Origin of the sequence: Lacipirellula sp., assembly GCF_965279485.1 — a bacterium.
Taxonomy (GTDB): domain Bacteria; phylum Planctomycetota; class Planctomycetia; order Pirellulales; family Lacipirellulaceae; genus Lacipirellula.
The window spans coordinates 1,251,219-1,263,924 of record NZ_CBDIIC010000001.1 but is presented as its reverse complement, the minus strand read 5'-3'; the positions used below and the strand labels follow the sequence as shown (position 1 = coordinate 1,263,924).

The window sequence follows — 12,706 nt, the reverse complement described above, 5'->3', positions numbered from 1 at the left end:
CGCGGCCTTTCTGAAAGCAGCCACTCCATGGCTCAACAGTACGATGCCATCCTGATCGTCTCCTTCGGCGGCCCCGAAGGCCCCGACGAGGTGCTGCCGTTTCTTGAAAACGTCCTCCGCGGCAAGCCGGTGCCGCGCGAGCGGATGCTTGAGGTCGCCGAGCACTACCAGCACTTCGGCGGCGTCAGCCCGATCAACAAACAGAACCGCCAGCTGATCGCGGCGCTGCAGACCGAACTCGACGAGCACGGCCCGCACCTGCCGATCTACTGGGGCAATCGCAACTGGCATCCGCTGCTCGCCGAGACGCTCGCCGAGATGGGCCGCGACGGCGTGAAGCACGCCCTGGCGTTCTTTACCAGCTCGTTCAGCTCTTACTCCGGCTGCCGGCAATACCGCGAGAACATCGCCGCCGCCCAAGCCGAGGTCGGCCCTACGGCGCCGCAGGTCGACAAGCTCCGTGTCTTCTTCAACCATCCCGGCTTCATCGAGCCGATGGTCGAATCGCTTGCCGCTTGTGTGGCGAAGATCCCGGCCGAGCGTCGCGGCGCGGCGAAGGTGCTGTTCACCGCTCACAGCATCCCGACGTCGATGGCGGAGAACTGCCGCTACGAAGTTCAACTCGCCGAGGCCTGCCGGCTCGTCTCCGAGGGCGCCGGCCTCGCGGCGTCGCAGTGGGAGCTCGTTTACCAGAGCCGCAGCGGCTCGCCTCATGTGCCGTGGCTGGAGCCCGACGTTTGCGACCGGATCAACGAGCTCCACGCCGCAGGCGAGCTGCAAAACCTGGTCCTGGTCCCCATCGGTTTCATCTCCGACCATATGGAGGTGCTGTTCGACCTCGATACCGAGGCCCGCGAGCTGTGCGACGAGCTGGGCGTCCCCATGCAGCGTGCCGCGACCGTGGGCGTTCACCCCCGGTTTGTCCGGATGATCCGTGAGCTAATTGTCGAACGAATCGACGCCAGCACCGATCGGCCTGCTCTGGGGGTGCTTGGCGCCAGTCATGACGTTTGTCCGGCCAACTGCTGTCTCTACTCCCCACAACGCCCCGCTTCTGGGGGCTGATAATGGCCAGCTTCGAGGGGTAGAATTTATCGGCTGGCCGCATTGGCCCCCGAATCACCAGACACCCTTTTCGGAGTCGAACGATGAAGTTCACCTATTCATTCGCCCTGGTCGCCGCTCTCGCTGGTCTAGCTGGCTGCAGCGACAACACGAAGACCCAGACCAAAGAAGCGGTCAAGGAGTCGACTGAAGCCTTGGAAGCTGCCGCTGCTGACGCGAAGGCTGCTGGCGAGAAGGCCGTCGAAGACACGAAGGCCGCAACCGGCGCCGCCGTCGATGCTGCGAAGGACGCCGCCAACAGCGCTGCCGACGCCGCCAAGGACGCCGCTGCCTCGGCTCACGAAGCTGCCGATAAGGCTGCTGATGCCGTGAAGAGCGAGTAATCGCAGCTCCGCATCGTGTGCCACTGCTGGCTTGCCCAGCAGTGCGAACCGGGTACACGCTGCGCACTGCTGGACGAGCCAGCAGTGGCACATTCGAGAGCAATAAGAACCAAGCTGGAGCGTCGCCAGACGTTCCAGCTTTTATTTTGCGCGAATGCCGCTGCAGCGATCAGCGCTTCGCATGGAACCCGACAATCGGCGCATCGCCCGGAGGCAACTCCTTTGCCAGCGCACTGATCTGCTTGAACTCCGGCGTCCCCGCCCGCTCGCACCATTCGAAGAGCGCCGCCTCGGTCGTCGTGATCGTCACGCCGGCCGACTCCATCCGCCGCAGCGCCACGTCGCGATCAATGCGGGCCCGCGTCCCCGTCGCATCAGCCGCCACATAAACCTGATAGCCAGCCGACAGCAGATCGAACGCTGTTTGCGCGACGCAAACATGCGTCTCGATGCCGCACAGCAGCACCCGCTCAACCTGCTCCGCCCGCCACTGGGCGAACAGCTCGCCGCACGCGCCGGCGCTAAACGCGAGTTTTGCGTGAGCTGGCGCCGCGATCCGCTCCGCCAGCGACGGCTCGGTCGGGCCGAGCTTTTCCGGGTACTGCTCCGTCACCGCCGTGCGCACGCTGAGGATATTGGCGCCGTCGAGCAGCCGTCGGCAGTTCCAGACAATCCGCGGCCCCTCGTGAACGACATTCAGCAGTCGCTCCTGCGCGTCAATCAGCAAAAGCGCCGTATCGCTCGGCCGCATCAAGTCGATGCTCCGCGGCAACGGGGCAGGGGAGTGGCCAGGAGAGTTCGAAGGTGCTTGCGAGTAGATCATCCCCAAAACATACCAGGGGAAAGAACGAACCGCCAAGGACGCCAGCAGCGCCGAGAAGAAATGCTTTTTTACCACGAAACACACGAAGCACACTAAAGGCAAAGCATGAGCGGTTCAGCTCCTTCTCGTCTTTATAGTTTTGTGTGCTTCGTGTGTTTCGTGGTAAATCTCCCCGTATTCCCTGGCGCTCATGGCGTCCTTGGCGGTGAGTGCATTCCGCATGCATCTCTCAAGTCCTTCCCCCCTCCGCCATCCGCCCTCACAATAAAGCGTTCCCACCTTTATCCGCCCGCCGCGATGCTGCCATGAAATTCCGCTCCACCACGATTCTCACCGTCCGCCACAACGGCCAAGTTGCCATGGGGGGCGACGGCCAGGTGACGATGGGCCAGACGGTCGTGAAAAGCGATGCCGTGAAAATCCGCCGGTTGATGGATGGCCAAGTGATCGTCGGCTTCGCCGGCGCCGCAGCCGATGCGTTCGCGCTGATGGAACGGCTTGAAGCGAAGCTGAAGGATTACCCCGCCAACGTTCCCCGGGCGGCGACGGAACTGGCGAAGGAGTGGCGGATGGATCGCGCCCTCCGCCGGCTTGAGGCGCTCGTCGCCGTCGTCGATGCAAAGAACACGCTGCTCCTCTCCGGCACCGGCGACGTCATCCAGCCGAGCGACGGCATCCTCGGCATCGGCTCCGGCGGCAACTACGCCCTCTCCGCCGCGCGGGCGCTCGTGAACCACACCAACCTCTCGGCCGCCGAGATCGTCCGCCACTCGCTCGACATCGCCGGCGAGATTTGCGTCTACTCCAACCGCAACATCGTGATCGAAGAAATCAAGTGAAGACTCTCACTCCCCGCGAAATTACTCCTCGCGAAATTGTCGTCGAGCTCGATCGCCACATCGTCGGCCAAGGCGCCGCCAAACGGGCTGTCGCGATCGCGCTCCGCAATCGCTGGCGGCGGCAGCAACTCGAAGACGACCTCCGCAAAGAGGTGGCGCCGAAAAACATTCTCATGATCGGCCCGACCGGCGTCGGCAAAACCGAAATCGCCCGCCGCTTGGCCCGCCTCACCGGCTCGCCCTTCATCAAGGTCGAAGCGTCGAAGTACACCGAAGTCGGTTACTACGGCCGCGACGTCGAGAGCATGGTCCGCGAACTCATCGAAAACGCCATCGGCCTGGTCCGCGAGACCGAGCGCGCCGGCGTTGAGGAAGAGGCTAAGCGCCGCGTCACCGAACGGCTGCTCGATCTGCTCGCCCCCGCGCCGGCGACGATCGACATCGGCTCCGATCAGCCCGACGATCCCAACCGTTACGAGCGAACACGCGAGAAGATGCGGGCGATGCTCCTCGGCGGCGAACTCGAAACCCGGCAGGTCGAGATCAAGATCGAGCAGAAAACCCAAGCGATGGTCCTCCCCGGCATGGGCGGCCCCGGCAACGACCACATGGACGTCGACTTCCAGGGGATGCTCGAAAAGATCATGCCGAAGAACGTCGTCCGCCGCACGCTCACCGTCGCCGAAGCCCGCCGCGTGTTGTTCGAGCAAGAAAGCGAAGCGCTGATCGACAAGGAAAAGGTCAACGCAAAGGCGGTCGAACTTGCCGAGCAGACCGGCATGATCTTCATCGACGAGATCGACAAGATCGTCGCCAGCGAAGGAGGCCGCGGCGCTGATGTCTCCCGCCAAGGCGTGCAGCGCGACCTGCTGCCGATCGTCGAAGGGACGACCGTGCAGACTCGCTATGGCTACATCAAGACTGACCACATCCTGTTCATCGCGGCGGGCGCCTTCCACACGGTCAAACCATCAGACCTGATGCCGGAACTGCAGGGGCGGTTCCCAATTCGTGTGGAACTCGACGACCTCACGCAGGAAGATTTCGTGCGAATCCTCTCGGAGCCGCGCAACTCGCTCACTCGCCAGTACACGGCGCTGATGAAGACCGAGGGGGTCGAGGTCGTGTTCACCGACGATGCGGTCGCGGCGCTCGCCAACTACGCTCACCGCGTGAACCAGTCGACGCAAAACATCGGCGCCCGCCGCTTGCACACGATCATGGAGCGACTGCTCGAGGAGTTGTCGTTCGAGGCCCCGGAAATGCACATGGGCCGCGTCGAAATCAACGCCGCCTACGTCCGCGACCGCCTAGACGAAATCGCCCAAGACGAAGACTTGAGCAAGTTCATCCTGTAGCTGTAGCCGCGGGGCAACGACCCGCCGGAGCGGTGATAAAAAAGACCGGCGAGTTGTTAGTAGAAAATGTTTTGGCTCCCTCCCCCTGGAGGGAGCAACGAGCACGGTCGCCAGCGGCGAGCGAGCGCAGGCGGTAGTCCGTGCGCAGCACCGGGCTGGGGAGGGGGGAGAATCCTGGTACCCGCTTCACTCACCCCTCCCTAACCCTCCCCCTCAAGGGGAGGGGACCAGAAGAGAGAAGTTTAGCGGGACAGAGCCTTCTCAATTTCTTTCACCCGCTCAGCAATCCCCGCCCCGTGTCCCGTCAGCGTAAACCGCCGCTCCGTTTCCCCCGTCGCCTCGCAGCGAATCTCCAAATACTCCCGCGGCAAGCAGCGCTCCACGCGATCGGCCCACTCAACGAACGTCACCCCGTTCGATTCGAAGTATTCGTCCGGCCCCAACTCGATGAACTCATCGTCGTCGCGCAGCCGGTAAGCGTCGAAGTGGTAAATCGGCAGCCGCCCCTGGTACTCGTTCACGAGCACGAACGTCGGACTCGTCGCTACATCTCGCGGCACGCCATGCGCCGCCGCAAACGCTTGCACGAGCCGTGTCTTCCCGGCGCCGAGCGTCCCAATGAGCGCGACCGCCGTCCCGCCCGGCAGCGCGTCGGCCAGCGCCGCCCCCAACCGCTCCGTATCCGCTTCACTCTTCGCAACAAATTCAAACATGCTCATCTCATAAAGTAGCCGCGGGTCAACGACCCGCCGGAGCGAACCTCGATCCGCTCTAATTCTTTTTGTTTTACTCAATCAAAAACTGGCACGCGACGAATGGTGAATCAGTCGATCACCGCTCCGGCGGGTCGTTGACCCGCGGCTACTCGTGGCGGTAGCCGCTGGCTTCCAGGGAAGTTAATCCGCCGTTGGACCCGCGTTGCCACAAACCCGCCTCCGCCACGCATTCGCCGATGATCGTCACCGGCACGCCCAGCGGCTGCTCGCGCACCATCTGCTCCGCCACGGCTGCCGGCGCGGTGAATAGCAACTCAAAATCTTCCCCATCGCCGAGGGCATGTTCAAGCGGTGAGCGGCCATCGCGTTCGGCAAGCCTGCGGGCGTCGTCGCTCAACGGAATCGTCTCCAGCCGCAGAGCCACGCCGCAACCGCTCGCGGCGGCGAGTCGCGACGCATCGAGCGCCAGCCCGTCGCTGATATCCATTCCGGCAGTCAGTTCGTAGCGCTCATTGAGCAGCAGTGCCTCGCGTACCCGCGGCTTGACGCTGAGGTGCCGCCCCAAAATGCTGCCGCCGAGCGCACCGGTCACGAGCACCGCGTCGCCCGGCCGCGCCCCGCTGCGCGTCAACGGCCCGCGTTCGGTCGTCCGCCCAAACGCGGTCACCGAAATCGCCAGCGGCCCATCCCACGAGTTCGTATCGCCGCCGGCGATCGCCACGCCGAACCGCTCTGCCAGCGGCAGCATGCCGTGGTACAACTCGATCGCAAGTCCCTTGGCGTCGAACCCCGCGCCGCCGTTGCGCGGTAGCACCAACGACACCACCGCCGCCACCGGCTCGGCCGCCATCGCCGCGAGGTCGCTCAGGTTCACGCCGAGCGCCTTGTGCCCCACGAGCCGCGGATCGGTCTCCGCGAGCAGGAAGTCGACCTGATCGGTGATCGCGTCGGTCGTTACCACAAGCTCGCTGTCCTGCGGCCAGCGCAGCACGGCGGCATCGTCCCCAATCCCGATCCGCAGCAGCGGGTGGGAGGGAAGATTCTCGCTCAGCCAGCGAACTAGCTCGAGTTCCACGCTGTCCTCAAAAAGTAAATTGTCGCCGCCTAAACTGCGTTCATTGCCTAGTATCACAATCTTGGCATTGCAGGAATAGGCGGATTGTGCGGTCCAAACGCTTGCAAACCCCTGCCGGCGCCACTACCGTTAGTTCCATGCGGCGGCCCGTAGGCCGGCCTTGCTAGCCCCCACGCCGGGCGAGATGGAGATCCCCAACGTGCTGGTAGTCTCTCGAAAAATCGGCGAACGCATTCTCATTGGCGACAAGATCGCCATCACCGTGGTGAAAGTCTCGGGTGGAGCGGTGCGCCTCGGCGTTGAAGCCCCGGCCGAACTCGCCGTCATGCGCGAAGAGCTGGCGATCGAAATCGAAGAGTCGCAGAAGGCCGCGCTCGACGAAACCGAAATCTTCGGCAAGTAGCCGCGGGTCAACGACCCGCCGGAGCTATTTCAAATGGGGAATGCAGAATGCAGAATGGGGTGAGCGCTCCATCCCCGTGAGCTGCACTAGTCGCCCCCATTCCGCATTCCCCATTCGACATTCGTGAATCGCCGCTCCGGCGGGTCGTTGACCCGCGGCTACTACTTCACCACGTCGTCTTCTGGCTTCTTCACCATTCGCTCGGTCGGCTTCTTCACCATGCGCGGGCCGACTTGTAGCCCGCCGCGGACGTTGATCGTTCCGGGGGCGTCAAGCGAGTCGAGCGGCCCGTATTTTTTGATGCACTCCTGCAGACGCTCCAGCTTCACGGCAAACGCATCCTCGCCAGGCAGTTTGGCACGCGGTGCCGGGCCCCATTGAATCCGCGTGCCGTGCCGCGAAACGAGCTCATAGACGAAGTACTGGTGCGTGCCGGAGACTTCTGGCCGCGTCGACGGCGTGATCTCCTGCAGGTGGAGTTGCTCCCATAGGTGCCCCAGCATCGCTGCTATTTCCACCGCGCCGTAAACACGCGGGTCTTCCCACGCCTGCCCAACCGGCGGCTGTCCGACGATCCCCGTCACACGCGGCAAATGCTCACGGCGGATCAGCGGCACTTCTTCAGCCGGCAGCAGGACGCCCATAATGTCGGCTGGCAACAGCTTGCGGGAATTGCCGTCTGGCGTTTCAATCACCGCCACCGGTTTGCGATAGGTGACCTCCAAAAACACGCCGGCCGGCACGCGCTTCTCGACGCGATCGACCGAGCGGATCCAAGGATGCATCGCAAACGGCTGCTTCACCGACTCGGCAAAGCCTGGATCGAGAATCGACAGCCGCCGATCGAGGCCGGCAGTTTCCACCACCTGGGCGCGAACGTCGCTGACAATCCACTCCGGCGGATCGGTGACCGTGATTCGGTCAGCGGGAACGAGGTATCCTTCGCGGGCGGCAATCGTCGGCGCCGCGACGCGCCATGCCGACTTCGCCCCCCATGCCATGAGGCCGACGACGCCAATTGCAACGGCCGCTTTAAACCGTCGTCGCGTCATTGCGTCAGCGATCTTGGGCCCAAGGCCGCCGGCCGGCTCGTCGTCGACATATTCGTCCTCGACCACGGCCTTCGACCGCTTCGATTTCCCCGTCGCGGGTGCGGCAGCTTCTTCCGAGGCCTTTGAACTCTTGCGAGCCATCACTCACCGCCGTGTGTGCTGATTTTCCCCTCCCTAGAAGGGAGGGGCTAGGGGAGGGATTCCCGACTCCAACGCATCCGCCAAAGTGAGAACCCAGCGTATTCCTTTCTTCGCCACGCGAGCCGCTCCAGCCTCAATGAACTCGCGCACCCCAATCGTACCCCGCTAACCGACAAGAACGGCAAGGTCGCCCTAGCCCCGGGCTCCGCCCGGGGGTCGCGCACCACGCCGATGGAACACCGCCTTTACTCCATGCCGACCCCCGGGCGGAGCCCGGGGCTAGAAATACGGCGCGCAGCACTGCGCAGTTTGAACAGCAGAGTTCAGCGCGAGCGGGCCAAAGAAAAATCTCTCCCCGCAGGGGAGAGGGCCCGGCTACCAGATCTCAAGCTCAGTCTCGAGCTCCACGCCTAGCCGCTCGGCAACGCGGCTGCGGATCAGGTCGATCAGTCGCAGGACATCCTGGCTCGAGGCCCCGTCGCCCGCGACGATGAAGTTGGCGTGCCGTTGGCTCACCTCGACGCCGCCGACGCGGGTCCCCTTAAGGCCCGCCTGCTCGATCAGCATCCCCGCGCTCATGCCGCGGGGATTCTTGAAGACGCAGGCCACGTTCTGATGCGACAGCGGCTGGCCTGCCTTCTTAACGATCCACTGCTTCTGCATCCGCTTGGTGAGCTGAGCCGGGTCGTCTTGCTCCAGCTGGAACTCGCCGCTGAGGATCACCAGCTCGTCGAGGCTGCTCTGGCGGTAGGCGAAGACAAGGTCTTCGCGATTGCGGTGCACGATGTCGCCAGCGCGGGTCATCACCGTCGCCCGGCAGGCCCACTGGCCGATGTCGCCGGCACGGCTGCCGCTGTTTCCATGGAGGGCGCCGCCGACGGTGCCAGGGATGCCAACCAGCGGCTCCAGACCAGCCAGCCCAGCCCGCACGGTTTCGCTGATCGCGTGGGCCAGCTTGACGCCGCCGCCCGCGGTGAGCCGGTTGCCGGCGATACGGATCTGCGAGAACGCGGGGCTCGTGAGGCTCACGACCATCCCGTTGACCCCTTCGTCGCGGACGAGGACGTTCGAACCTCCGCCCATCAGGCGGATCGGAACGTCTTCGTTGCGGCAGCGGCGAACGAGAGCAGCCAATTCGTCGACCGAATTGGGCTCGGCAAAGAATTCGGCAGGGCCGCCCAGCCGGAGCCATGTGCGCTCCGCTAGCGGCTCTTGTTGCCGAACGATTTTCTCAAAGCCGCTTACCAGGGTCATGTTCGCACTATCCTTGACGAGTAGGCGCCATCGTGACTGATTGGCCCCGAATCGTCAATTCAGCCGGCATAAATTGCCCAGTCTGGGTGAGTTGCGTCGCGGTATCCCGAAATCGAGCTGAAGTGGTGGTTTCCCGCGTTTTCCGAAGGGGCGCCGCGCCGTCGGAGTCGCCCCGCCGGTGTCGAATTAATGATCGGCGGGCCAAGGCGAGAAGATCACGATTGCTCCCCGCATGCCGATCACGCCGCCTGCTTCAGTTCCGCTCAACCATCCCACTGCCGCAACGCTTCGTACATGGCGATGGCCGCACTGTTCGAGAGGTTGAGACTGCGAACTTCCGGCCGAGTCGGTATCCGCAAACATTGTTCCTGTCGCCCCGCGACAATCTCTGGCGGCAACCCCTGCGATTCCCGCCCAAAGACCAGCACGTCTCCCTCGGCAAACTCCGCCGACGTGTAATTCTGCTTGCCAAACTTCGTGAAGTACCAGTGCCGCTCCACCGCCAACGCCGCGACGAGCGCCTCCCAATCGTCGACCACCTCCCACTCAAGGTGTTGCCAATAATCGAGCCCCGCACGCCGCAGGTAATAGTCGTCGACGCGAAACCCCAACGGCCGCACTAGCCACAGCTTCGCCGCCACAGCGACGCAGGTCCGCCCGACGCTCCCCGTGTTGTATGGGATCTCGGGCTGAAACAGGACAATATGCACCCGCGGGACATACTTCGGTCCCGTGGCGTCGTCCGCCGCTGCGCTTGGTTGATCGTCGCTCGCCAACTTTTCCCTCTACAGATATTCAGCGTGGAACCGCATAATACGCAACTTCACAGGAATGCAAAATCACTAGCCGCCAAGGACGCCAAGAGCGCCAAGGAGACATGCTTTTTACCACGAAACACACGAAGCACACCAAAGGCAGAGCATGCGCTATCGAGCTCTTCCTCGTTTCTCAGTTTTGTGTGCTTCGTGTGTTTCGTGGTAAATCTCCCCGTAGTTCTTGGCGCACATGGCGTCCTTGGCGGTTCAATTCGAATTCTCAAGAAGGCTCATCAGATGGCGATTGGCTTCGGAATTATCGGCGCAGGGATGATCAGTCGCTTCCACGCGAAGGCGATCCTCGACGTCAAAGGGGCGAAGCTCGTCGCCTGCGCTGATCGCACGCCGGGCAAAGCCGAGGCGCTTGCCAAAGAGTTCGGCTGCACAGCGTACGATTCGGTGGAAGCGATGGTCGCCGATCCGAACGTCGACGCCGTAACGATCGCCACCCCCAGCGGCGCCCACATGGAGCCGGCCGTCATCGCCGCGAAGGCGGGCAAGCACGTGATCGTCGAGAAACCGCTCGAGATCACCCTCAAGCGTTGCGACAAAATCATCGACGCCTGCGAGAAGGCGGGCGTGAAACTCGCCGCGATTTTTCCGTCGCGGTTCCACGATTCTTCTCGCCTGCTGAAGGGCGCCGTCGATGCTGAGCGCTTCGGCCGCATCACTCTCGGCGATGCGTACGTCAAATGGTTCCGCACGCAGCAGTACTACGATAGCGGCGCCTGGCGCGGCACCTGGGCCCTCGACGGCGGCGGCGCGCTAATGAACCAAGCGGTCCACACCGTCGACCTCCTCAGTTGGCTGATGGGCCCTGTTGAAGAGGTGCAAGCCTTCACCGCGACGCTCGCCCACGATCGCATCGAAGTCGAAGACGTCGCCACGGCGACGTTGCGGTTCGCGAGCGGCGCCCTCGGCGTCATCGAAGCGACCACTGCCGCGTTCCCTGGCTACCTCAAGCGGATCGAACTCCACGGCAGCGAAGGTTCCGCGGTCCTCGAAGAGGAAGACATCAAGGCCTGGGACTTCGCCAAGAAACTCCGCAGCGATGCTGCAGTTCAACGCCAGATGGCGAGCCGCAAAAGCACCGGCGGCGGCGCGGCCGACCCCTCCGCCATCGGTCACCATGGCCACATGCTGCAGATCCAAGATTTCGTCGAAGCCATCCGCAAAGATCGCGCCCCCGCCGTCGACGGCCCTGAAGGCCGCAAATCAATCGAGATTATCCTGGCGATCTACCAATCGGCCATCACTGGTAAAAAAGTAACGCTCCCCCTAAAATCCGACCCCAAACTCACGAAGTAGCCACGGGTCAACGACCCGCCGGAGCGGAACGCACAAGGTCCCCACCAGCCGCAGGGCCATGCCCTCCGGTCTCCGTGCTTCATGCCGCGGCGCGCTCGCACCTTCGTCGACGCTTCTCCCGGACGGCGTGGCCGTCCGGCTAGCAGCTTTTCGAATGGCAATCGTCGTGGCGCCGCTCGCCCCGCGCCGGCGCTCCCGTTTTCGCGGTGAATTCACGCCATTCCCGCCGTGGCACGTCGCTTGCACTGGAGTTGCGAGTCTTCTCCAACTCCACCGATGCGGCTTTTCACTCATGACTCGGCGGCTCAAAATTCCAGCCTCGTTCGCCCCCGAAGATCTTGCGCGTCTGGCGCACCTTCGGTACGTCACCGACCAAGAGCCCGGCATGGGCCGGCGACGGCATGGCCAGGGTTTTTCCTACACCACGGCTCGCGGCACGCCGCTGCGCGATCCTCGTAAAATCACCCGCATCGAAACGCTCGCGATTCCGCCTGCGTGGCGCGACGTGTGGATCTGCACCGTGAGTGCGGGGCACCTCCAAGCCACGGGCCGCGACGCCCGCGAGCGGAAGCAATACATCTACCACGAGCGTTGGCAGGAAGTGGCTGGCCTCGCCAAGTTCGCGCGGCTCGCAGCGTTCGGCGCGCAGCTCCCCAAGCTCCGCCGCGCCATCGCGACGCACCTGCGCGGTCGCAGTCTCACGCGCGAGCGCGTCCTCGCCGGTATGTTGGCTGTGCTCGATCTCACCGGAATCCGCGTCGGCAACGAAGAGTATGTCAAAGAGAACGGCTCGTACGGGCTCGCGTCGCTCCGCAACCGTCATGTGACGATTGGCGCCCATCGCGTCGAACTCCGCTTCCGCGCGAAGGGGGGCTTTCAACGCAACGTCGAGATCGATGCCCCGGCTGTCGTTCGCGTGATCCGCGACTGCGCCGAATTGCCTGGTAGCCGCGTTTTTCAATATCTCGACGCCGACGGCAAAATCCACGCGGTCGAGGCAGGTGAAGTGAACGAGTTCCTCCGCGAACTTAGCGGCGAGGAGTTCACCGCCAAAGACTTCCGCACGTGGAAGGCGTCGACATTCGCGGTTGGCGAACTGTTTCGAGCGGAAGTGGAAGAGACCCTCACGGCTCGGAAACGATCCGCTCGCGAGGTCGTCTGCGGAACTGCCGAGATGCTCAGCAACACGCCGGCCGTCTGCCGCAACTACTACATCCACCCGGGGCTGCTGGAGAGCTTCGAGGGCGGAACCTTCCGGCAAGAAGCGGGTGCAACCACTCCCCGCGCCCGCGACCTCTTCTCGACCGACGAGCAACTCCTCATGCGGTTTCTGAAGCACTGGAAGCCGACGCTCAACTAGCCCCGGGCTCCGCCCGGGGGTCGCGCACTACGCCGATGGAACGTTGCCCCTACTTCACGCCACCCCCGGGCGGAGCCCGGGGCTAGGGATGTGGCAGCAGTCCGGCAAGCGGCT

13 protein-coding genes are annotated in these 12,706 nt (G+C 63.7%); 7 read left to right on the top strand and 6 right to left on the bottom strand.

Annotation, left to right across the window (positions count from 1 at the left end):
- The first annotated feature begins 27 nt into the window (after positions 1 to 27).
- Together ACQY7R_RS05300 and ACQY7R_RS05295 are read left to right on the top strand one after the other, a co-directional pair.
- Entirely contained in the window at positions 28 to 1,065 is a 1,038-nt protein-coding gene (locus ACQY7R_RS05300; RefSeq protein WP_428304547.1) for a ferrochelatase, read from the top strand.
- 83 nt (positions 1,066 to 1,148) lie between these two features.
- Positions 1,149 to 1,448 carry a hypothetical protein gene (locus tag ACQY7R_RS05295; RefSeq protein ID WP_428304546.1) on the top strand — a complete coding sequence of 100 codons (300 nt, stop codon included), beginning with the start codon at positions 1,149 to 1,151 and terminating at the stop codon, positions 1,446 to 1,448.
- A gap of 169 nt (positions 1,449 to 1,617) precedes the next feature.
- Here ACQY7R_RS05295 and ACQY7R_RS05290 read toward each other — a convergent pair whose 3' ends face one another.
- Positions 1,618 to 2,271: an isochorismatase family protein gene (locus ACQY7R_RS05290; protein WP_428304545.1), complete on the bottom strand. Its 654-nt coding sequence runs from the start codon at positions 2,269 to 2,271 to the stop codon at positions 1,618 to 1,620.
- Positions 2,272 to 2,576: 305 nt separating this feature from the next.
- Between ACQY7R_RS05290 and hslV the strand changes: the two genes are divergently transcribed.
- Positions 2,577 to 3,110 (top strand): ATP-dependent protease subunit HslV, encoded by a 534-nt coding sequence (gene hslV, locus ACQY7R_RS05285; protein ID WP_152098559.1) that lies wholly within the window; start codon positions 2,577 to 2,579, stop codon positions 3,108 to 3,110.
- A complete protein-coding gene (gene hslU / locus ACQY7R_RS05280; protein WP_428304544.1) occupies positions 3,107 to 4,468 on the top strand; it encodes an ATP-dependent protease ATPase subunit HslU in 1,362 nt (453 codons plus the stop codon). The genes hslV and hslU overlap by 4 nt, the downstream gene beginning before the upstream one ends.
- A 242-nt stretch (positions 4,469 to 4,710) precedes the next feature.
- Here hslU and tsaE read toward each other — a convergent pair whose 3' ends face one another.
- Both tsaE and thiL read right to left on the bottom strand, forming a co-directional pair.
- Positions 4,711 to 5,181 carry a tRNA (adenosine(37)-N6)-threonylcarbamoyltransferase complex ATPase subunit type 1 TsaE gene (gene tsaE / locus ACQY7R_RS05275; protein ID WP_428304543.1) on the bottom strand — a complete coding sequence of 157 codons (471 nt, stop codon included), beginning with the start codon at positions 5,179 to 5,181 and terminating at the stop codon, positions 4,711 to 4,713.
- Between the two features lie 148 nt (positions 5,182 to 5,329).
- Complete coding sequence (gene thiL, locus ACQY7R_RS05270; RefSeq protein WP_428304542.1) at positions 5,330 to 6,259, bottom strand: thiamine-phosphate kinase; 930 nt, start codon at positions 6,257 to 6,259, stop codon at positions 5,330 to 5,332.
- A gap of 160 nt (positions 6,260 to 6,419) precedes the next feature.
- Here thiL and ACQY7R_RS05265 point away from each other — a divergent pair, with 160 nt between their 5' ends.
- Complete coding sequence (locus tag ACQY7R_RS05265) at positions 6,420 to 6,662, top strand: carbon storage regulator (protein WP_232536354.1); 243 nt, start codon at positions 6,420 to 6,422, stop codon at positions 6,660 to 6,662.
- A 161-nt stretch (positions 6,663 to 6,823) separates the two neighbouring features.
- On the opposite strand, the gene ACQY7R_RS05260 is transcribed toward ACQY7R_RS05265, so the two are convergent.
- From ACQY7R_RS05260 to ACQY7R_RS05250, 3 genes are all read right to left on the bottom strand, one after another.
- Positions 6,824 to 7,855 (bottom strand): cell division protein FtsQ/DivIB, encoded by a 1,032-nt coding sequence (locus ACQY7R_RS05260; protein ID WP_428304541.1) that lies wholly within the window; start codon positions 7,853 to 7,855, stop codon positions 6,824 to 6,826.
- A 375-nt stretch (positions 7,856 to 8,230) separates the two neighbouring features.
- The gene (murB, locus tag ACQY7R_RS05255) at positions 8,231 to 9,109 is read right to left on the bottom strand and encodes a UDP-N-acetylmuramate dehydrogenase (RefSeq protein ID WP_152098563.1); all 879 of its coding nucleotides are present in this window, start codon (positions 9,107 to 9,109) and stop codon (positions 8,231 to 8,233) included.
- A 263-nt stretch (positions 9,110 to 9,372) separates the two neighbouring features.
- Entirely contained in the window at positions 9,373 to 9,885 is a 513-nt protein-coding gene (locus ACQY7R_RS05250; RefSeq protein WP_428304540.1) for a tRNA (cytidine(34)-2'-O)-methyltransferase, read from the bottom strand.
- A gap of 276 nt (positions 9,886 to 10,161) precedes the next feature.
- Here ACQY7R_RS05250 and ACQY7R_RS05245 point away from each other — a divergent pair, with 276 nt between their 5' ends.
- Entirely contained in the window at positions 10,162 to 11,232 is a 1,071-nt protein-coding gene (locus ACQY7R_RS05245; RefSeq protein ID WP_428304539.1) for a Gfo/Idh/MocA family protein, read from the top strand.
- 292 nt (positions 11,233 to 11,524) lie between these two features.
- Complete coding sequence (locus ACQY7R_RS05240; RefSeq protein ID WP_428304538.1) at positions 11,525 to 12,592, top strand: DNA topoisomerase IB; 1,068 nt, start codon at positions 11,525 to 11,527, stop codon at positions 12,590 to 12,592.
- Positions 12,593 to 12,706: the final 114 nt, after the last annotated feature.

What these genes read in the sequence shown, in the direction of transcription:
- murB (WP_152098563.1), bottom strand. Translation starts at nt 9,109, where the DNA reads ATGACCCTGGTAAGCGGCTTTGAGAAAATCGTTCGGCAACAAGAGCCG.
- hslV (WP_152098559.1), top strand. Translation starts at nt 2,577, where the DNA reads ATGAAATTCCGCTCCACCACGATTCTCACCGTCCGCCACAACGGCCAA.
- ACQY7R_RS05260 (WP_428304541.1), bottom strand. Translation starts at nt 7,855, where the DNA reads ATGGCTCGCAAGAGTTCAAAGGCCTCGGAAGAAGCTGCCGCACCCGCG.
- ACQY7R_RS05245 (WP_428304539.1), top strand. Translation starts at nt 10,162, where the DNA reads ATGGCGATTGGCTTCGGAATTATCGGCGCAGGGATGATCAGTCGCTTC.
- ACQY7R_RS05295 (WP_428304546.1), top strand. Translation starts at nt 1,149, where the DNA reads ATGAAGTTCACCTATTCATTCGCCCTGGTCGCCGCTCTCGCTGGTCTA.
- ACQY7R_RS05240 (WP_428304538.1), top strand. Translation starts at nt 11,525, where the DNA reads ATGACTCGGCGGCTCAAAATTCCAGCCTCGTTCGCCCCCGAAGATCTT.
- ACQY7R_RS05290 (WP_428304545.1), bottom strand. Translation starts at nt 2,271, where the DNA reads ATGATCTACTCGCAAGCACCTTCGAACTCTCCTGGCCACTCCCCTGCC.
- ACQY7R_RS05300 (WP_428304547.1), top strand. Translation starts at nt 28, where the DNA reads ATGGCTCAACAGTACGATGCCATCCTGATCGTCTCCTTCGGCGGCCCC.
- tsaE (WP_428304543.1), bottom strand. Translation starts at nt 5,181, where the DNA reads ATGTTTGAATTTGTTGCGAAGAGTGAAGCGGATACGGAGCGGTTGGGG.